This window comes from Loigolactobacillus rennini DSM 20253 (assembly GCF_001436505.1).
Classification (GTDB): domain Bacteria; phylum Bacillota; class Bacilli; order Lactobacillales; family Lactobacillaceae; genus Loigolactobacillus; species Loigolactobacillus rennini.
In genome coordinates, this window is the sequence record NZ_AYYI01000038.1 from 17,127 (window position 1) to 37,857 (window position 20,731).

Here is a 20,731-nt window from a genome sequence, read left to right on the forward strand (position 1 = left end):
TTATAATATTGTCGGGCACTATGTGATCATTTGATCAATGATGCCGAGAGCTTAGCTATGTATGCAAACCACTAAGTTACCAGCAGTAACTTAGTCATTTGCTATACGTTTATTTATTTTCAGTATAAATTGTTGGCAATGCCGCGTAGACAGTGGCACAACGAACCAAGTCAGTCTTCCAAGTCTTTTCATTTGGTGCATGTGCTTGGTCTTCAGCGCCAGGACCATAACCAATGCAAGGAACACCGTTACGTCCCATGATCGTCACTCCATTGGTTGAGAAGGTCCACTTGTCTAATAATGGACGCGGTTTACGCATTTTCATTTGATCAGCTGGGCCTTGACGAACATCGCCAAACATCTTAGCATGAACATCTAATAAGGCCTTAGTGACTGGATGATCTTCTGGAATAACCCAAGTTGGGAAGTAGCATTCGATCGGGTATGATAAGCCGGTGTAACTTGGCCGGTCATAATCATACATTGATACTTTGACGTCATCACCATATTTCTTAACCGCTGGTAATTGCCGGATTTCTTCTAAGCAGCTTTCCCAAGTTTCACCTGCTGTCATCCGCCGGTCTAAGGAGACTGCACAACCATCAGCTACGGCACAACGACTTGGTGATGAGAAGAAAATTTGTGAAGCTGTAATACTACCCCTGCCTAAGAAACGGGCTTCTTTCCAATCAGGATTGAATTTCTCATCCAGCATTTTAGCTAAGCCGCGAATCGTGGTACTTTCAGTTGCACCATTATTATTTAACGCGCGAACATCTTGTAAAATATCAGCCATCTTGTAGATTGCATTGTCACCACGTTCTGGTGCTGAACCATGGCAAGAAGTTCCTTTAACGTCGACCCGGATTTCCATCCGACCACGTTGACCACGGTAAATACCGCCGTCAGTTGGTTCAGTTGAGACAACAAAATCTGGGCGAATTTTATCTTCATTAATGATGTATTGCCAATTTAAACCATCACAGTCTTCTTCTTGAATTGTGACAGCAACTAGCACGGTATACTTATCATTTAACAGGTTTAAATCTTTCATGATCTTAGCACCATAAACTGCTGAAACAATGCCACCTTCTTGATCAGAAGTCCCACGGCCACCAATTTCAGTATCTGTCTCATAGCCATCATAAGGATCAAATTGCCAGTTTTTCTTTTCACCGATACCAACAGTATCGATGTGGCCGTCAAAGGCAACCAATGTTTTGCCGTTACCCATGTAACCTAATAAATTCCCCATTTTGTCAATTTCAATCTTATCGAAACCGACTGCTTCCATTTCCTGCTTAGCACGTTCGATTTTTCCTTTTTCTTCAGCACTTTCGCCAGGAATGGCAACCATGTCCCGTAAGAACTTGGTCATATTGGCTTCATATTTTTTACCTTGTTGTTTGATTGCATCTAAATCCATTATTATTCCTCCCACATAATTTTTTTATAGTTTTCAGGATCAGTGTCGCCTTCTGTTGAGAAGATCAGCACTTTCGAGTCGCTATCTAATTTCAATGCTTGCCGCATTTCTGCATAAGCTGGATCATGCATTGCAGTCGCGACAAAGCCCATGCCAACAGCACCAGATTCTCCTGATGTCACTTGTGGATCACCTTTAATTGGTGCACCTAACATCCGCATGCCTTTTGCAGAAACCCAATCTGGGCAAGAAGCAAAGTAAGTGACGTTATTCTTCAAAATATCAAATGAAATTGTGTTAGGTTCCCCACAAGCTAACCCGGCCATCATGGTTTGTAAATCACCTTGAGCAAACCGAATCTTTCCGTCTTTAGCTACTGCTGATTTGTATAAGCAGTCTGCGGCTTCCGCTTCTAATACCGTCATAATCGGTGGGTTTTCTGGGAACAAATTAGCAAAGAAACCGATGACAGCACCGGCCAAGCTACCAACGCCGGCTTGAATAAAGACATGTGTTGGTCGTTCAACACCCGCTTCTTTCATTTGTTTAGCGGCTTCTAATGCCATAGTGCCGTAACCTTGCATAATCCAAGTTGGGATTTCCTCATAACCATCCCAAGCAGTGTCTTGCACCATAACGCCATTTTCTGTCTTTTCAGCTAATGCATTAGCTTTACGGACACATTCATCATAGTTAACATCTTCGATTGTGACGTCTGCGCCTTCTTTTTTAATATTATCGAAGCGCGCTTTAGTCGACCCTTTGGGCATCAAAACAACTGCCTTTTGACCTAATTTATTGGCTGCCCAAGCAACACCACGTCCGTGGTTGCCATCAGTTGCGGTATAGAAAGTCGCTTGGCCCAATTCTTTCTTCAATTGTGGTGAAATCATATAATCATAAGTGATTTCAGAAATGTCTTTACCCAATTTTTTTGCAATGTAATTGCCCATCGCATAAGAGCCGCCTAAAACTTTAAACGCATTTAAGCCAAAACGATAGGATTCATCTTTGACAAAGAAATTCTTCAAACCTAAATAATGTGCCATTTGTTTTAAGTTAGCCAAAGGTGTTTGACTATATTGGGGAAAACTACGGTGAAATGTTTGTGCCTTTTCAACCGCCGCATGATTCATTAATGGCAAATGTTTATCATCTGTTTTAGGCATTGCATTTTTGATCCATTTAATCTTGTCTGTCAATCTAAGTCCCTCTCTTTACTCTAAATTTTAAACTAATTCATAATCACTGCCGTGACGAGCAACGAATTGCCCTTTGCCAGTTGTTACAACTCGCCCATTATCAACGATTTTTTGACCGCGTAGATAAACTGTTCGTGCAGCACCTTTTGTTTTAAAACCTTCAAATGGTGAATAATCCACATGTTGTAACTGTGTTTTAGCGGCAATCACGCCACTTTTTTCTGGATCCCAAATCACTAAGTCAGCATCACTGCCCACTTGAATAACACCTTTTTGCGGATACATTCCAAATTGGCGGGCAATATTTTCTGACAATAAGCCTACAAATTGAGTTAAGCTAAGCTTGCCAGTTGTCACACCAGCTGTGTAAATCAATTGTGGCCGTGTCTCAATTCCTGGCATGCCACCAGGAATTTTTGTGAAATCATCCTTACCAATCCGTTTTTTATCTTTGAAATTAAAGTCACAATGATCCGTTGAAATGGTATTAATTTCGTTACCAGCTAGTGCTTGCCACAAAGCAAGTTCATCTCTTTGACTACGTAAAGGTGGTGAACAAACATACTTAGCACCTGCAAAATTTGGCAGGTCATAACAATGCTCATCCAGCAATAAATACTGCGGACAGGTTTCAACAAAAACTTTTTGCCCTTTTGCTCTTGCAGCCCGGACAACAGCTAATGCTTCGCGCGTACTTAAATGAACGATATTAACAGGTAGATCAACCAAACGCGCAATCGTTAAATAACGATTGACCGCTTCGGCTTCTAATTGATTAGGCCGTGTGAGCGCATGATATTTAGGTGCGGTTAAACCTGCAGCTAAATATTCTGCTTGTAATGCGTTAATCAACGCACCACTTTCACAATGAATTCCCAACATGCCATGTACTGATTTAATCGCTTTCATGGCTGCGTAAATTTCAGCATCGCTGGTACGCAAGTTGTCATATGCCATGTACATCTTAAAGGATGTGATCCCATGTGCTGCCATTTTAGGGATTTCAGCAGCTAACTGCTGATTCCATTCAATCAGTGACATGTGATAACTGTAGTCACAAGAACTATTCCCAGCAGCCGCTTCGTTCCAAGTTTTTAAGCAAGCTTCCAAACTGTGTCCACGGTGGGGCGTTGCCATATCAATGACAGAAGTCGTCCCGTTAGCAATCGCTGCGATACTACCAGTTTTAAAGTTGTCTGCTGTATCAGGTGTTCCTGGTCCGTTATCCAATTTCAAATGCGTATGCGCATCAATAAACCCTGGAAAGAGATAACAACCGGTTGCATCGACGACTTCGTCAGCGCTGGTCGCTACATCAACGCCTAATTCCGCAATTTTTCCATCTGCTATTTTGACATCTAGTTGGCGTTGGCCATGTGTTGAAACCACCGTCGCACCTTTTATTACACTTGACACCTTTACCCCTCCATTAATCGGCTAAGCAGTAACTATAGTCATCAATTACTGTATCCATCATATCTAATAAGCCGTTTGGAATATCCATAGTTGTTTCATCCAAATTAATGGTTTCTACAACATCGCCTACGCGAACTAAGCATTCTTTGTTCGCAGCATCCTTAACGAAGAAGCCAGCGTTTGTACTGTCGTAAAAATCTGCTTCACTATTAAATAGTGTAAATTTATCTTTGTACGGCGCGCTGGAATAAGGACAGAATGTTTCACAGTTGCCACATTCGTTACACATCCGGTCAATGTGCATAATTTGTGGATCACCATTAACATTAACTACGATATTTGCTCTGTTTGGACAAACATCAACACAAGATTCACAAATTGTCGAGCATTCTAAGCACCGTCCAGCTTGTGTCATCGGTGTTTCTGGTGTCACCATAATGCCACGTTTGCTTCTTGGTTCAGCCCGATCAATGTTTAAATTGGTTTGCTCATAATGTTCATTATGAATTGCGCAAATATTTTTTGCTGCACGTGTTGCATCCGCAATTGCTTCCACAATTGTCGCTGGTCCACGATTACCATCACCAATAACATATACATGGTCTAAGTTTGTTTCCAACGTTTGTGGATTGCTAGCTACTAAGCCGCGGTCATCTAACTGAATCCCAACATGTTGGTAATAACGTGTATCGATACTTTCCCCGACAGCTGAAACCACTGTGTCTGCAGGCACTTTGGTATACTTTCCTGTTGACATTGGTTTACGCCGACCAGAAGCATCACGTTCGCCTAATTCCATAATTTCACAAGTTAGTTGACCATTTTCTAAGGAAACTGGCGATAACAATTCTAAGAAATCAACACCGTCATCAAGTGCTGCGTACAATTCATCTTCATCAGCTGGCATATTACGCTTATTACGACGGTAAACTAAGGAAGCTTTTTTAACCCCTGGTAGACGTTTTGCAACTCGAACACAATCCATTGCCGTATTACCACCACCGACAACGACAATATGTTCACCATAAGGGTTATGTTGCATGTCATCATTACGTGTTGCTTTCAAAAATTCTAATGAGTTTATTGCTGTGCCGTGGGTTAATTTCAAATTGCGGTGGTGCCAAGCACCAATTGCATAAATAACGTTAGTATAACCCTGAGCATGTAATTGATTAAGATCAGGTGCACTTTGACCATTTTTGAATTCTGCACCCATAAAACTTGCTAGATCGATATCCTTTTGGACACTTTCCATGGAGATCCGGAATTCAGGAACAACTTGGCTGCAGACACCGCCCATTTTATCGGCTTTTTCAAAGACAGTGACTGGCATACCTTCACGTGCCAAAAGATAAGCAGCAGATAAGCCGGCTGGTCCACCACCGACAACAGCAGTTTTTGGTGCATCCGCTTTGCGTTCCGGTTTTTCCATTGTGGCAATCAGTTCGTCATAAGCATGTTCAGCAGCTTCTAACTTAACGCCACGAATGTCAATGGCACCTTCATAAAATTGCCGTGTACATTTAGTTTGGCAAGGATGGGCACAGATCGTACCGGTAATGAAAGGTAACGGGTTCCGATCGACAATAACCTTTAACGCATCCAAATACTTGCCTTCACTGACATAACGTAGGTAAGCAGGTACATCCTGATCAATTGGACAACCACCAGTCCCACGACAAGGTGCTGTATAGCAATCTAATAATGGTAATTTTTCTTCAATCTTAGGTGTGATCGGTAATTTAATTGGCTTTTGGTAATGTGCTTGTTGACCAGCTTTGGCCACTAACCGACTGAGTTTTTCAAGATCAACTTGTACATGTGTTGGATAAGGTAAACTCGATAATAGATTTGCAATCTGGGTAATACGTTGATAACTACCTGGTTTCAGTAAAACAGTAGCAACCGTGATTGGCCAGATGCCTGCTTCAAACAAATCTTTAATGTTAAAGATATCCGCGCCACCACAATACGAGATTTGCAATTTACCATGGAACGCGTCAGACAATTTCTTTGCCACGGCAATACTTAGTGGGAACAACGAACGGCCCGACATATACATTTCTTCGCCAGGTAATTCGTTTTGTTTAATGCCTAGTGGGAAAGTATTCGTGATTTTAACGCCAAAGTTCAAATGCTGGTGATCAGCTTGACCTTGCAAACGTTTCAACATTGGAACTGCATCTTCGTACTGTAAATCAGCTAAGAAATGTTCTTCATCGAAGTCCATATAATCATAGCCTAAAGCATCCATTGTTTTACGTGCATAATCATAACCTAATAATGTTGGATTACATTTAATGAAGGTGTTCAGATACTTTTCTGTCAATAAGTGCATGGCAATCCGTTCAATTTCTTTTGGTGGGCAACCGTGCATGGTTGATAAAGTAATTGACCGTGAGACATGCGGACTAATTTGTTCTAAATAATCCTCATCAATCCGGGTAAAACGCGGTAACATTTCCCGAGCTGCCGCTAAACATTCTGCCCAAATTGGTGTGTTGGTGGCATCTTGCATCTGATCAATGTAGTTTTGAATTTTAGGTGTCTTAATACCTTCCAGATTATAACCAACACTCATGTTAAAGATGAAACCATCGGGACTGCCTAAATCAAACTCGCGACTTAAAAGTTTTAGAATGAACCAAGCTTTAACATATTCTTCATATGCTTTTGGTACCGTCAATTCTGTGGACCATTCAACGTTATAACCTTCATCGCGTGCGTTGATACAAGGTTTTGAAACATTCAAATTTTCACCATCAATGGTCTGAACCGTTTTCAACTCAAAGAATCGCGCACCAGTTAAATAGGCAGCCACAATGTTTTGTGCTAATTGTGTATGCGGACCTGCTGCTGGTCCAACCGGTACTTCCATCTGTTCACCAAATAGCGACATTGTTTTATTTGGATCAGCTTTAAAGAAACGACGAACGCCAAAAACTGTCCCTTCACGTTTGAATTCTTCTAAAATCCAATTCAATAAAGCTTTAACCGAAATGGGATGCATCACATCACTCATGGGATTTTCCTCCTATCCATTAATCCGTTGCCACAATAATTGTGACTGCTCATGCGCGTCGGCCCAAATTTTAGCTTCATCAACACCGACAACTTCACGGTTACGCATCCGCACTTGTCCATTAATGATGGTATCATTTACCATTCGCCCATTGACACCAAATAAAATGTGACCATTATAGTTATCAGCGGTAACTGGTGTCGGTGATTGATAATCAACAACAATCACATCAGCGGCTGCACCTGGTTCTAACACCCCTAATTTTGTGTTAAATAACCGGTTAGCCATTTGCGGGTTGTTCGCAAAGATCATTTCTGGCACTTCTGCCGCACCAGCATTTGGATCGGCTAATTGATGTTTATGAATTAAGTTAGCAAATTTGAAGGATTCCATCATATCGTTAGTGAAGCCATCAGTACCCAAACCGACTAACAAATGATAATCATTGAGCATCCTCAAAACAGATGGGCAGCCAACTGCATTCCCCATATTGGATTCTGGATTTGTGACTACCATTGTATCGGTATCGCGCAGTAACGCCATTTCATGCGGTCCAATGTGAATACAATGACCAGCCATGGTTTGCTTACCTAAAATCCCCCAGTCGAATAACCGATTAACAATCGGCTTATTATATTTAGCTAAGGAATCATAAACATCGGCCATCCCTTCTGCAACGTGAATGTGAAAGCCAACATCTTCTGGCGTTTGTTCTCTGACATATTCTAAAGTTGGATCAGATAGTGTAAACGCTGCATGTAAGCCCATCATGGCATGTTGCATATCATCATGGCGCTGTTTTGCGGCCTCAATAAATTCAAGGTTTTCTGCAACAGCTTCCTTCATTGCTCCTTCACCATGACGGTCAGAAACTTCATAACAAAGACAGGTTCTAACGCCTAATTCATCCGCTGCTTTTGACAATTCACCTAAACTGCCGCGTGTTTGTCCATAACTTGCATGGTGATCAAACATAGTTGTGACACCATTTTTAATACTATCCAAATACGCCACTTTACCGCTAGCATAAGTTGTCTTGTTATTTAATTCACTATCAAGTCGAAACCATTGTCCTTTTAAAATGTCAAGAAAGTCTTTGGGGTGGTACCCATTAATACTAAGTCCACGTGCAAACGTACTGTAGATATGATTATGCATATTAACAAAACCAGGCATAATCATACCACCCTTGGCGTCAATAAATTCTTCTTCAGGATATTTTGCTTTTAAAGCTGTCGTTGTGCCAACTTCTTTTATTGTTTGTCCGTCAATGACAACACAACCATTTTTAATGAAACCATTTTCGGGTTGGCGTGTAATGACATTTCCATTGCCGATCAATAACATGGCGAACCTCCTAATAATTAGTAAGCGGTTACAATCAGCTTAAACAAAAAGACATTTATGTTTAGTTTGACTGCTACTCACTTGAAATCTAGCTCACTTTCGGTACAATTAGAGTATAGCACGAATGCTAAAAAAATATAGCCTAGCTAAAAAATATTTTATTGATTATTATCGAAAATGAGCTAACTACTGCTATAATAGTGCTTATAATTACAAAAAATTATTTTAAAAAATAAAAATTGTCATTAAATTAAAAATTAAGAAGGTTCGCTTATGTCAACAGATGATAAATTGAAATTTTTAAACCAAGTTGCCAAAGCACTGGCTGGACAATTTGGTGAAAACTGTGAAATTGTCATTCACCGGGTCGACCCTAATGATATGAATCACACCATTGTCTCAATCGAAAATGGCCAAGTTTCTTCACGTCAGTTAGGCGATGGTCCTTCCCAAGTTGTCCTCGAAACTTTAAAAAAGGATCCAGCCGAACTAAAAGACCACATCAATTACATTACGCACACTCATGATGGTCGCGTCCTTAAATCTAGTACGCTCTATTTGAAAGACAAAAAAGGTAACTTAGAAGCCATTTTTGCCATTAATTATGATATTTCTAACCTAATTATGGCAGAAAATGTTTTACATTCATTTACAGACGTTAAAAGTAAAGACAGTAAGGATGAGCCCAACATCATCCCGCAAAATGTTAATGAATTATTAGACGATTTGATTCAAGAATCAGTTAACCGCGTTGGCAAGCCAGTTGCACTGATGTCAAAAGAAGATAAAGTAAATAGCATTCAATTTTTAAACAGTAAAGGTGCTTTTTTAATCACAAAATCAGGCGATAAAGTTTCACAATACTTTAACATTTCAAAATATACTTTATATAGTTACATTGATGCTAAAAAATAATTATCAACGCCAAAACTAGCAGTAAGCTGATTTTTGGTGTGTTGAATGACGCACTAACTTTCATAGCTGGTTTCAGCATCAAACCGTAACTTGTAATCTGGATAGCGGTGCACAATTAAAGTGACGGCACAAAAGGACCGATGTGCCGATAATGTTTGGGTAATTCACTCACGTGGTTACCCAGTTTTTTTGATTAATAGACAGCCGTCAATTATTTAATAATCCCCACCCTACCTGGGAAAACAAATTTTGCTTTTTTTCTAGACCCTGCTAAAATAATTAAAATGGAAACTAATGTGAAAAGGAGCGTCAACATTATGATTAAAAAAATTAGCTGGGTCAGTACCATTATTTCACTGGCCTTTGCTCTAGTGCTCACTTTTCTTTCGGATAAACGCACTTTTAAACTTAACCTTTCAAATAATCTGTTTTTAATTGGGCTTTTCATTTTAGTCATTGCATTAGTATTATACTTATACGACGCGCACATCTTCCGCCATTTAACTTGGCATCGCCCGCAAACGCCTAGTGTATCCCAAAAGGATACCAAGCAACCTGCTTTTTATACCAAATTGCGACGTGTTTTTTTGTGGTTAGGTTTAATTGAAATGGCCGCTAGCATTGTCATTTCTTTTTTGTAACACTATTAGGTTAACTGCACTAAAAAATATCCCAGCAGATTTTGATCTGCTGGGATATTTTATAATTAACGATTCATTTTCAAATTGCGTTTATGCCGTGAATGAAGATAAAAGCTTAACGCATTCATCAATAACAAGGTGGCCCCTGCCATTACAATCGCACTGATAACAAAAACGATTGGTGAATTAAACGTCAAGATACCATATAAACCCGCAAAAATAAGTAGTAACTGCAATATCATAATACTCAAGCGTATTTGGGGCGGCCTGGGCTGATCAGATTTCATCGTCCTTCATCCTTTTCAAATTAATCTTCATTTCGCTTATATTGTACCATATTTTTACCACCCTGCAAATTTTAAGTCACTATAATTAATCAGCAACTTAGTTAAACCATTTTAATGTAATTAGTGAAAGACAGAACGGCTATTTCGGTACAGTACATCTGCTTTACCTTCTAAAGTATTGGCATACCTTGCTGCTGCAAAGAAATAATCTGACAAGCGATTGATAAAAACCAAAACAGCCTGATTAATCGCAGCTTGCCCTTGTAATGTAACGATGGTCCGTTCTGTCCGCCGTGTGATCGTCCGCGCAACATGTAAGGCACTAGCAGTTTGTGAGCCACCTGGTAGAATGAATTTTTTAACTGGTGGTACAACTTCTGTATAATGATCAATTTTCTTTTCAAGCCATTGTGTTGCTTCATTATCAAAAGCAAATGATTTTTCATTTGCTTTTTCTGGCGTTGCTAAGTCAGTTCCAGCATCAAATAACAATTGTTGTATTTCTTCCAATTCAGGTTTTAATACGGCTGTTTTTTGATTGAGTTGACTAGCGGTATAACCTATCCAAGAATTTAATTCATCCACAGAACCATAAGCATTGACGCGCACATCATCTTTTGAAACAACTTTTTGACCAATAATCTGCGTTTTTCCTTTATCTCCAGTTTTTGTATATATCCGCACTGAATTAACCACCTTAATTTATTTAGCGACTTCACTAATTCCTAAATAATCAATCAATTCTTGAATGCCTTCATTTTTCACCGCTGAAATGGTGAAAATTTTCTTGGCACCGGCAATTTTAAGCTGTTGTTTAGTCCAATCAATCTGGTGTTGATCTTCGGCTAAATCCGCTTTAGTGACAACACCAATTTTTGGTTTGGGAAACATGCTACCAAAACTAGGCGAAAAAGTTTGCCGGCGATCACTAACACTTTGCAATAATACAATGATATCAGCTTCAGCTGCCGTCACTGTCAATGCATTATAAAGTTGATGGTGTTCGACAAACTCTCCTGGCGTATCGATCATATTTTGGTAAAATTCAACGGCTTGTGTTTTACGATAGGCCAATGCTGCACCTTGCAGTCGTTGACACAAAGTTGTTTTGCCGCAACTGATTGCCCCCATAAAAATGGGCTTTTTTAGTTCACTCATCGCCGATTTGCACTCCTTCACTACACCAATTCACAAAATAAAATTTTAGTATAGCCTTATAATTTTGCAACACGCATCACGTCACGTGCGATAATAATTTCTTCATCGGTTGGAATGATAAGCACCTTAGCAGTACTATCATCTGTTTCAATAGATAAAGCATTCACTTTGTTTTTTTCATCATCAATTTTAACGCCTAAGTAGCCTAAGTTTTGACATGCTAATTGCCGAACTAAAGCTGAATGTTCACCAACACCAGCTGTAAAGACAATGCTATCCACACCATTTAATTCCGCGGCATAAGCACCAATATAGAATTGAATTTGGTGAGCAAAAACTTTTAGCGCTAAGCTGGCTCGTTGTTGCCGTGAATCTGATTTATCCTGAGCAATTTTTGTTAGATCACGTACATCATTTGAAATACCTGATAAGCCCAATAAGCCAGATTTGTGATTTAGCATATCTTTAACTGCTTGGGCTGACATTCCCTTTTGCTGTTCCAAGTACGGAATGACTTGCGGGTCGATATCACCACTACGAGTACCCATAATTAAACCAGATAAAGGCGTAAAGCCCATTGAATTAGCAATCGATTTACCATCCTTAATTGCAGTGATACTTGCACCATTGCCAATGTGGCAAGAAATAACACGCTGACTAGCTTCAGGATACAATTCAGCTGTTTTTAACGCAATGTACTCATGGCTTGGGCCATGAAAACCATAGCGCCGGATTCCCTCTTGATAATATTGATAAGGAATACCGTAGTATTGATTGACCGTAGGCATCGTATGATGAAAGGCAGTATCAAAGACTGCTACTTCTTTAGCATGTGGTAAATCAGCAATAAACGCCTTAATTCCGATTAAATTAACAGGATTATGCAATGGCGATAAGACACTAAGTTCATCAATCCGCTTTTCAACATCTTCATTAATTAACGTTGCATCACTGTAGTATTGGCCGCCATTTGAAATCCGATGGCCAACACCAGCAATTTCATCATAACTGGCAATAATTTTTTTTGAAATCAACGTATCCAAAACTAATTGCACAGCAGCTTCATGATCAGCGATGGATTGTACAAGTTTTTCCTTTTTTTCCTGATAACGATATTCAAAAACTGCATTATCTTTGCCAATTCGATCAATATTACCTTCCATAATTACAATTTCTTCTGGCATTTCGTAAAGTTTAAATTTCAAGGATGAACTGCCTGAATTAATTGCCATCACTTTTTTTGACATCCAATCACCTCAACTAATTTAAGAAAAAAGGTACAAGGTCACCGCTTAAAAAATTAAGTCAGTTATTTCCCCTGTACCCTTACATTATCATCACTGTAAATTAAATAATAATGCTGCAATAATTCCGCCAACAATTGGCCCACACATTGGTACCCAAGCATATTCCCAGTGCGCAGCCGTTTTATTGGGCACCGGTAATATGGTATATGCTAACCGTGGTCCCCAATCCCGTGCTGGATTTAACGCATAGCCTGTGGTAGATCCAAGACTAATCCCCACAGCAAAAATAACAAATCCAACAATGAATGGTTTCAATCCAGTGGTAAAATCACCCAAATTAAATGTAATATAAGTAAATGTAAAAGTTGCAATGACTTCACTCACAAAATTATAGATAGGATTATTAATGGCAGGTTTAGTGGCAAAAATACCAACCATGTTACCTTCTGCTGCATTTTTAGTCGCTTTAAAATGCGGATAGAAATGAACGACAACAATTGCAGCACCTAAAAATGCCCCTAACATTTGTGCAATGATAAAACCAACGACTTGGTGCCAAGATATTAATCCTGAAATAGCAGCGCCAATGGTGAAAGCAGGATTTAAATGTCCAGGTGCGCCAAAAGCAGCAGCAACATAAACACCAAAGGCAACTGCCATACCCCAAGCAAAACCAATGTACAACCAGCCTTGCCCTTTAGCATAAGCCTTATTTAAATTAATACTCGCACCGGCACCAGCACCAAGAATAATGAGGATCATTGTCCCAACAAATTCGCCTAGATAAGCGTTCATAAACGTCTCCTCCTCAGTAACAAGTGTGCCATAAGGTTTTCCCCGCTTTATTGACCACAACGGTAATTTTCTTATGACACACATACTAACTTCATTTCTCGGAGTGAAAATAATTAACTTTTACTTAACCGATAACCGCTTGATAAACCTTTGTCAATTGTTCGTCTGTTGGGACAATTGGATTACCCGGGAATGTACCGTCAGCACGAGCAGCTTTAACGACTACTTCTGTTTTTGCTTTTGCTTCGGCCGGGTCAACACCAAAAGCACGCAAATTATGCGGACATTTCATCTGGTCCATCATTTTATAAATTGTATTTTGCAATCGCTTGATTTCCAAACGCGGGCTTAAATTTCGATTGCCAATTCCAGCTTTAACAGCCGCTTTAACATACTTATCCCGCACTTTATGATCTTGAGCATTAAATTCAATCACAATTGGTAGCATCATCGCACAAGCTAACCCATGTGGTAAATGGAATTGTGCCCCTAATTGGTGAGCAATTGAATGCGCAATTCCCAAACCAGCCGTATTGAATGCCATGCCAGCTGCATTTGATGCCTCATGCACAATTTTACGTGCTTCATAGTTATCAGGTTGCTTATAACAAGTCACTAAATGATTGACGATAATATCTATTGCTTCTTCTGATAACGCTGTCGAAATCACATTAGCACCTGGATCCACAGAAACTAGAGATTCCAAAGCGTGGGTTAAAACATCTAAACCAGAAAAAGCAGTGACACTAGCAGGCGCACTCATCACCAATTTTGGATCTAATAAGGCGATATCTGGTGTTAAATGGTCCTTAATGATTGGCGTTTTACTAGCATTTTTTTCATCCGAAACAACTGCCGTATTCGTTACTTCTGAACCTGTCCCACTAGTCGTTGGGATCGCAATAAAACATTTGATTTCAGTTTGGTTAAGTCGTTCACCAAAGAAACGAATTGCTTTAGCTGTATCAATCGCCGATCCGCCGCCAACAGCAATGACATACTGCGGTTTAATTTGGTTAAAAATTTTAACGCCTGCCATAATGTTAGTTAATGGTGGATTGGGCTTAACATCTGAAAATACCGTCGTCTGATTGGTGTTATCAATTTGTGTTTGAATGGACTTCAACCCAGGTGTCCCAGGTAAAAATGGATCACAAACTAATAAAACTGTCGCTTGTTTGATTATTTTTAAAACACTTAAACTATCATCGCCAGAATAAATGGTAGTTGGAATTGCTATTTTTTCCATTTTACTGCCTCCAGCTTCTCAATGAAAATCCTTCTGGTGAATTTAGGCGCCGCCGCCGTGTAAATGTTTTAGCAGTAGCCGTTCCTTCACCAGTTGGTGTTGCAATGGTTAACGCCGATGCGCCAGTGTGTCCAACACCTGTTCCGGCATAAGTTGGTCCATTAACAACAAAAATTGAGGTGTTCATCCGGTGTGCTGCTTGGTTAATGTGTGGCAAATTCTCAGAGTGAATAGAAGCAGTATGATGATTGCCGCCTTCAACAAGAACTGAAGTCTTCAATAAACTGTCAAAATCTGGGCAAGCAACTACTGGTAGAATTGGCATTAACATTTCAGTTGTAACCAGTGGATGGTCGGCAGCTGCTTCCAAAATGATTTCTCTAGGTTGACCAGTATAATGAATCCCTGCTGCATCCATAATGTAAGTCGCGTCTTTACCAACAAATTTCCGGCTTGGTGCACCATTATCCATAATGGTCATATCAACTAATTTTTGAATATCACTTGGGTTAGTGATCAAAAATGCACCTTCATCTTGCATTTTGCGGATCAATTCATCTTTAACAGATGCTTCAACTACGACTTCTTTTTCAGCAGTGCAGAGAATATCGTTATCAAAAGCTGCAGAATCAATAATGTTATGTGCTGCTAAATCAATATTAGCTGTTGAATCTACCATTGCAGGAGGATTACCAGCGCCCGCACCTACAGTCTTTTTGCCACTGGTCATAGCCTGGTGAACGACACCTGGACCACCTGTCACTGACAGCATGGCAATGTCAGGATGTTTCATCATTTTTTGTACCGATTCGATGGATGGTTTATCCAAAGTAACCACTAAATTGGTTAAACCAGTTTTTTCTTCAACAAATTGATTTAATTTTTCAATAGTCCAGCGGGTAATATTTTTTGCACCTGGGTGAGCACCAAAGAACAATGTATTGCCACCAGCTAGCATCATAATGGCATTAGCAATGACAGTTTCAGAAGGGTTGGTTGATGGTCCAACGGCACCAATCACACCAAATGGTGCGTATTCATACATAATGAGGCCACCATCACCTGTTTCAGCTTCAGGCTGTAAAATTTCAGGACCAGGTGTGTTATATAACGCATTATTTAGCTTTGCAACTTTAGCATCCACTGTCCCCATACCTGTTTCGGCAACAATGTCTTCTGCCATTTTCTTAATGTAAGGCCGAAAGCCTTCTTTAATTGCATCAATAACGTTATTCCGGGTCTCAATTGAGCAGTCCACATAGCGTTCCTCCGCTGCCTTGGCTGCTGCAATGGCATCATCAATACTTGTGAAAACACCATTTTTGCCTTTAGTTGCTCCGCCAACTTGAGAAGGCGTTGTTGCTGATTCATTTTGTAATTCTTCTGCTAAAATCCTTCTAATTTGTTCTTCTAAACTAGCCATTATCTTTGTCTCCTTTAAAAAATGCGTTGACGGCAGTCTCACAGATCAGCTGATCCTGTTCAATTAGGCCACCGCTAATGCCCATTGCTCCGACGATTTTGCCATTCCAAACTAAAGGAATGCCACCAGGAAACGAGACTAGGCGCCCCGCCAAATTACCACTCATTTCGTAAAGTGGTGCTCCTGGTTGAATGTCTGCACTGATATCTTTAGTTGGTTCTTTCATAGCAATTGCCGACCAAGCTTTTTTAGGGGCTAAAGTACGTGATACCATGTTGGCATTTGGCATGTGATAAAGCATCCGGACATTGCCTGCTTCATCAGCGACACACATGGTGACACCTACTTTTAATTCGTTTGCTTTGGCCTCTGCCACATCGAATACCCGTTGCATGTTTTTTCTAGTGAAAAAACGTTCACTGTTTGTTTCTGCTAAAATTGCCCGTACAACGCGACGAATTTCATTGGTATTCATTAATGAATCACTTCATTTCTAATTTGATTCGATTGCTTTCATATAGCGTTTAACCACTTCATCAACAATTTTTTCTTGTTGTGCTTCATGATCTTCAGCACGTGCCAAAATATACATTAAATCTGACAAGCGATTAACGTATTGCTCAATCTCAGGGCGAAATGTAATCGTGTCACCTAATTGAATCAACCGCCGCTCAGCTCGTCGACATAATGTACGGCAAACATGTAATTGCGCGCCTGCAAGACTTTGACCTGGTAAAATAAAACTAGTTACTTTAGGCAGTTTCGTCGTATAGTCGTCAATCACGTGTTCCAACAACTGAATGTCCTCTGCCTCAATCCGTTGACTTTTACCATAAAACTTATCTGTATCTTGCGTCGCAATTTCACCTTGCAAGAAAAACATTTTATATTCAATTTGCTTTAATAACTTTTTATTTTGAGAAAGTTGGCAATATTTTTCAGCAACACTAATCTGTGCATTGCATTCATCAAAAGTGCCATAAGTTTCGACACGTAAATCATCTTTTCTGACACGCGCACCGTCGAAAAGGCTGGTTTTTCCTTTATCACCTGTTTTAGTATAAATTGCCATCATTTACATCCCTATCATTTATCAAAACGATCAATAATGCCGACAATTGCTGCATCCATGACTTCTTGTTGAGAGGTGTTTTCATTAAAACTGTGGCGAGCACCAGCGCCCCGCACAATCAAGACGTATTCGCCGATGCCTGCACCGACAGTATCTGCCGCAACTTCTTCACGGCTCATCGGCTCGCCATTACTATCAACTTGGCGCACAATCATTAATTTACGCCCAACAAGGGAAGTATCTTTTTGTGTCGAAACCACGCTTCCCACTACTTTTCCCATATACATGTACGATTCGACCTTTCTTGGAGAATGAGCCGGCGTCTAACGATCTCATCACGCCCCAACATTGTAATTTTCTGTGCATGTGTTTTTAAGATAATGCTTTCAGGTGGTAAGAGTACTAAGTCCTGACGCGTTATCTGCAATTTTTCAAAAGCAATGATTGACCGTTGCTGCCGGTCTTTAAAAGTAATCGGCCAAGTCGTCAAAAGCGGTAGCGGCACAAAATCAAGCTGTTTAAAACTAAGCACTAAAGTCAAATTCACCTGATAGTCTAAACCAGTTAGCAACCACTTCACCCAAGCATTTCTGGTATCCAAACGGTAAAGATCACGAATCAACGCAATCGTAACGTTTTGTACCGTTACATTTGCATAATGATAATAGACTAGCGCTTTAGGTGCTGCTTGATCTGAGCGGTAGAAAAAATCAATTTTTTGCTGCCGACGCTTTTTCAAGCGCGTTAAAACTTGGCGCACAATTTCGTCATCCATGAGCAACACCTCTACTTGTCATACATTGCAATACCTAATGGTGTAACAAACTGAGGAAAAATAGGCCGTTGTACTTCGCACCCTAAGGTATGGCTAAACGCTGAGACAAATTCTTTAAAATTAGATGCACCGCCAACAATGACAACAGGTTTTGCTGATTGAGTAGTCATTACGTTTTTAGTGATCGTGGCCATTTTTTCAATAACCGGTCGAATAATCGGGAAATTAGCGCTATCCTGCTTTGGATCACGCTTTAGTGCTTCAGCTTTATCCACAGTTGTGTGGTGATAACCTGCTAGCACTAACGTCATGTGCGATCCACCTGTAGGTTCGTCAACAACTTTGACTAAGCGGTGCTGCCGGAAAATGCTAATGCCAGTGGTCCCGCCACCAACATCAACAACCGTACCCGTTTGCAAATGCAAGAATTTTGCTGCTGCAGTCGGTTCATCGACAATTTTCTCAACTTCCATTTCAGCAGCTTCAATCACATTTGCCACCACTTTAGCGCTATTTTCCCCAGTACCCGGGGGAATGGCCCCGCAAGCACTGGTCAACGTACGGTTTAAAACAGTTTCAGCCTGCATTTTTAACCGTTTTAAAACCTGAACTGCTCCCATGTAATCTTCAACCATGCCATCACGAACAACTTTGGCGTATTCAAATGCACCATATAACGGGTGATCCTGTTCATCTAAAATTGTTAAGACAATCGAAGAAGTCCCCAAATCAACACCGACTTTTAGTTTTTCATTTGGTTTAAGTTTACGTGCTGGTTTCTGGCCGTTAACCAGTGGGGCAAACTGTTGCAAAATTTGATCCGTCTTAGCTAATGTCCACGATCGCGCTGTTTGTTTCATTCGAATACACCTCTTCACTTAATTCTTAAACCCGTTTGTCTTTGGGGACAATGTGACCAATGGTATCTGGACCAACGCACGCTGCATTTGCTTCGTCAACATCAATATGCATCTCTAAAACAAAATTTGGGTTAGGGCGTGCAATTACATCATCGTAAATTGTCCGCCGGCCGTCAGTTTCAATGGCTACTTCTACCGTTTCACCATATTTAACGCCAAAACGTTCAGCGTCCTTATCACTCATATGAATGTGCCGTTTAGCAGCAATCACACCTTGAACTGTGATTTCGCCATCATCCGTTTTAACCTTAATTGACGGTGTTCCTTCCAGTTCACCGGATAACCGAGTTGGCACCGTAATTCCGAGCTGACGTGCATCTGAACGTGCAATTTCAACTTGAGAATGTTTACGGCAAGGTCCCATTACCCGAACATGCGGAATTTCATTTCCAGTTGGTCCCACAATGGTAACAACCTGTTTTGCTGCGTATTCTTTAGGTTGTGTCAACCATTTCCGTGGCGCAATTTCTTCATGCGGAAAAAGTGTTTTATAATCAGCTTCAGTTAAATGCACATGGTGGTTAGAAACTGCTACCGGAATACCAGGTTCCATTTCTTCTTTAACGATTCTACGAATAATTTTTCGTAATTCTTCTTCGTTCATCATTCAATCCGCCGTTTCTATCTAAATTATTTTTGTGTGCTTGTTGGCAAAATCTTTTCAACATCACTGTGTGGACGAGGAATGACATAAGAGGCATAAACGTCACCGACTTGTTCCGCTGAAGAAGTTCCTGCGTCAACTGATGCTTTAACCGCACCAACATCCCCACGTACCATAACAGTGACTAAGCCAGAACCAATCCGTTCATAGCCAGTTAAAGTAACATTAGCTGCTTTAACCATTGCATCTGCTGCTTCAATTGCTGCGACTAAACCTTTTGTTTCAACCATACCTAATGCGTTATTCATTATGATAACCTCCTAATAATTTAAAACCTTTAATTTTGCCACAAGGGCAAGTTGTTCCCTATTTTTGTGTTGATTCGTCTGAATTTCCAGCATCCAATTCCTTAAAGTGAATGCACGAAGCACGCGGTTCACCTTTCTTACGTGGACAAGCTGGATCATGACACAAATTACAAGTGTAAGTCGGTTTTTTCGGCTTCTCTACTGTTACTTGTTTGTCGTCAGTTTGTTCAGGTGTCGGCTCTTCTATTGTCTTATCAGCTTTAGTCGGCACTGTTGACTTCTTTTTGTCTAATGGTTTTGAGGCGTGTGGTAAAAATACCGGCGCTACGTCGGTTGCTAAACGTGGAATCACTTTAGATGTAACGAATAAATGATCCTGCTGTGCTTGTGCTTTACCTGCTGTCACACTGGCTTGAACGGCACCAACATCCCCAGTTACTTTAATGGTTAACCAACCAGAACCACGGGCACGTTGTACGCCTTTAATGATGACGTCTGCCGTTTTTGTCATAATGTCAGCCACGTTAACTGCACAGGCATATCCGACTACTTCTACCATGCCAAGTGCTTTACTCATTTCTGGTTTCCTCCTTTATGACCTTAAACGGCACACCTTTAACTAAACGTGCAGCATTAGCACCTAAAGCGCGTAATTTCCGCACATCACCCCAAGTTTCCGAAAACAATGGCTGATCCTCAGGTAAATTTTTGTAATGAACGTCAATGTGTTGTTGATCATAAGCGATCCCTACAGATAGCGGTGACGCAATTGCTGCTTCATGCGCAATGTGCGCCAAAGTCCCTGTGCGATCAATTGTCCGCACTGCATAAGGAATCTGCTCTTCTTCAATACCATAAAGCAACGGCTGCAAACGTTGATCGGAAAAACCACTAGCAATTAAAATGACGGGTTTTACTGTCATC

Annotated in this window: 23 protein-coding genes; 2 read left to right on the forward strand and 21 right to left on the reverse strand. The window is 40.4% G+C overall.

The features are described 5' to 3' along the window. Window positions 1-109: 109 nt before the first annotated feature. The 5 genes from FC24_RS05985 to ssnA are packed head-to-tail and all read right to left on the reverse strand — an operon-like array spanning window position 110 to window position 8,413. Window positions 110-1,426, reverse strand: a complete 1,317-nt coding sequence (locus tag FC24_RS05985; RefSeq protein WP_057873981.1) for a YgeY family selenium metabolism-linked hydrolase — start codon at window positions 1,424-1,426, stop codon at window positions 110-112. A gap of 2 nt (window positions 1,427-1,428) precedes the next feature. Further along, window positions 1,429-2,595, reverse strand: coding sequence for a diaminopropionate ammonia-lyase (dpaL, locus tag FC24_RS05990; RefSeq protein WP_057874067.1), 1,167 nt, complete (start codon window positions 2,593-2,595; stop codon window positions 1,429-1,431). 60 nt (window positions 2,596-2,655) lie between these two features. Further along, window positions 2,656-4,044, reverse strand: coding sequence for a dihydropyrimidinase (gene hydA, locus FC24_RS05995; protein ID WP_057873982.1), 1,389 nt, complete (start codon window positions 4,042-4,044; stop codon window positions 2,656-2,658). Between the two features lie 13 nt (window positions 4,045-4,057). Further along, the gene (gene ygfK / locus FC24_RS06000) at window positions 4,058-7,066 is read right to left on the reverse strand and encodes a putative selenate reductase subunit YgfK (protein ID WP_057873983.1); all 3,009 of its coding nucleotides are present in this window, start codon (window positions 7,064-7,066) and stop codon (window positions 4,058-4,060) included. A 12-nt stretch (window positions 7,067-7,078) separates the two neighbouring features. Then, window positions 7,079-8,413 carry a putative aminohydrolase SsnA gene (gene ssnA, locus FC24_RS06005; RefSeq protein WP_057873984.1) on the reverse strand — a complete coding sequence of 445 codons (1,335 nt, stop codon included), beginning with the start codon at window positions 8,411-8,413 and terminating at the stop codon, window positions 7,079-7,081. A gap of 273 nt (window positions 8,414-8,686) precedes the next feature. Here ssnA and FC24_RS06010 point away from each other — a divergent pair, with 273 nt between their 5' ends. Further along, window positions 8,687-9,328: a helix-turn-helix transcriptional regulator gene (locus FC24_RS06010; protein WP_057873985.1), complete on the forward strand. Its 642-nt coding sequence runs from the start codon at window positions 8,687-8,689 to the stop codon at window positions 9,326-9,328. A 317-nt stretch (window positions 9,329-9,645) separates the two neighbouring features. Beyond that, window positions 9,646-9,969 (forward strand): DUF3899 domain-containing protein, encoded by a 324-nt coding sequence (locus FC24_RS06015; RefSeq protein ID WP_057873986.1) that lies wholly within the window; start codon window positions 9,646-9,648, stop codon window positions 9,967-9,969. Between the two features lie 65 nt (window positions 9,970-10,034). Here FC24_RS06015 and FC24_RS06020 read toward each other — a convergent pair whose 3' ends face one another. The 16 genes from FC24_RS06020 to FC24_RS06095 form a co-directional block, all read right to left on the reverse strand. Further along, window positions 10,035-10,256: a hypothetical protein gene (locus FC24_RS06020; protein WP_057873987.1), complete on the reverse strand. Its 222-nt coding sequence runs from the start codon at window positions 10,254-10,256 to the stop codon at window positions 10,035-10,037. A 120-nt stretch (window positions 10,257-10,376) separates the two neighbouring features. Continuing rightward, window positions 10,377-10,940: a cob(I)yrinic acid a,c-diamide adenosyltransferase gene (locus tag FC24_RS06025; RefSeq protein ID WP_057873988.1), complete on the reverse strand. Its 564-nt coding sequence runs from the start codon at window positions 10,938-10,940 to the stop codon at window positions 10,377-10,379. A gap of 18 nt (window positions 10,941-10,958) precedes the next feature. Further along, window positions 10,959-11,414, reverse strand: a complete 456-nt coding sequence (locus tag FC24_RS06030; RefSeq protein WP_057873989.1) for a EutP/PduV family microcompartment system protein — start codon at window positions 11,412-11,414, stop codon at window positions 10,959-10,961. A 56-nt stretch (window positions 11,415-11,470) separates the two neighbouring features. Next, on the reverse strand, window positions 11,471-12,661 hold the full coding sequence (locus tag FC24_RS06035) for an acetate/propionate family kinase (protein WP_057873990.1): 1,191 nt from the start codon (window positions 12,659-12,661) through the stop codon (window positions 11,471-11,473). A gap of 90 nt (window positions 12,662-12,751) precedes the next feature. Further along, complete coding sequence (locus FC24_RS06040; protein WP_057873991.1) at window positions 12,752-13,456, reverse strand: MIP/aquaporin family protein; 705 nt, start codon at window positions 13,454-13,456, stop codon at window positions 12,752-12,754. Between the two features lie 124 nt (window positions 13,457-13,580). Then, window positions 13,581-14,705 carry a 1-propanol dehydrogenase PduQ gene (locus tag FC24_RS06045; protein WP_057873992.1) on the reverse strand — a complete coding sequence of 375 codons (1,125 nt, stop codon included), beginning with the start codon at window positions 14,703-14,705 and terminating at the stop codon, window positions 13,581-13,583. 1 nt (window position 14,706) lies between these two features. Then, a complete protein-coding gene (locus FC24_RS06050) occupies window positions 14,707-16,128 on the reverse strand; it encodes an aldehyde dehydrogenase family protein (protein ID WP_057873993.1) in 1,422 nt (473 codons plus the stop codon). Next, the gene (locus tag FC24_RS06055) at window positions 16,121-16,603 is read right to left on the reverse strand and encodes a GlcG/HbpS family heme-binding protein (protein ID WP_057873994.1); all 483 of its coding nucleotides are present in this window, start codon (window positions 16,601-16,603) and stop codon (window positions 16,121-16,123) included. Before FC24_RS06055 ends, FC24_RS06050 begins: the two co-directional genes overlap by 8 nt. 18 nt (window positions 16,604-16,621) lie before the next feature. Continuing rightward, entirely contained in the window at window positions 16,622-17,200 is a 579-nt protein-coding gene (locus FC24_RS06060) for a cob(I)yrinic acid a,c-diamide adenosyltransferase (RefSeq protein WP_057873995.1), read from the reverse strand. 14 nt (window positions 17,201-17,214) lie between these two features. Next, window positions 17,215-17,487 (reverse strand): EutN/CcmL family microcompartment protein, encoded by a 273-nt coding sequence (locus FC24_RS06065; protein WP_057873996.1) that lies wholly within the window; start codon window positions 17,485-17,487, stop codon window positions 17,215-17,217. Continuing rightward, a complete protein-coding gene (pduM, locus tag FC24_RS06070) occupies window positions 17,469-17,975 on the reverse strand; it encodes a PduM family microcompartment protein (RefSeq protein WP_057873997.1) in 507 nt (168 codons plus the stop codon). The genes FC24_RS06065 and pduM overlap by 19 nt, the downstream gene beginning before the upstream one ends. 11 nt (window positions 17,976-17,986) lie before the next feature. Further along, window positions 17,987-18,835, reverse strand: coding sequence for an ethanolamine utilization protein EutJ (gene eutJ / locus FC24_RS06075; RefSeq protein WP_057873998.1), 849 nt, complete (start codon window positions 18,833-18,835; stop codon window positions 17,987-17,989). Between the two features lie 25 nt (window positions 18,836-18,860). Then, window positions 18,861-19,499, reverse strand: a complete 639-nt coding sequence (gene pduL, locus FC24_RS06080) for a phosphate propanoyltransferase (protein ID WP_057873999.1) — start codon at window positions 19,497-19,499, stop codon at window positions 18,861-18,863. Window positions 19,500-19,525: 26 nt separating this feature from the next. Continuing rightward, window positions 19,526-19,810 carry a BMC domain-containing protein gene (locus FC24_RS06085; protein ID WP_275453138.1) on the reverse strand — a complete coding sequence of 95 codons (285 nt, stop codon included), beginning with the start codon at window positions 19,808-19,810 and terminating at the stop codon, window positions 19,526-19,528. Window positions 19,811-19,865: 55 nt separating this feature from the next. Next, window positions 19,866-20,384 carry a BMC domain-containing protein gene (locus tag FC24_RS06090; protein WP_057874001.1) on the reverse strand — a complete coding sequence of 173 codons (519 nt, stop codon included), beginning with the start codon at window positions 20,382-20,384 and terminating at the stop codon, window positions 19,866-19,868. Next, entirely contained in the window at window positions 20,377-20,730 is a 354-nt protein-coding gene (locus FC24_RS06095) for a glycerol dehydratase reactivase beta/small subunit family protein (RefSeq protein WP_057874002.1), read from the reverse strand. Before FC24_RS06095 ends, FC24_RS06090 begins: the two co-directional genes overlap by 8 nt. Between the last annotated feature and the right edge of the window lies 1 nt (window position 20,731).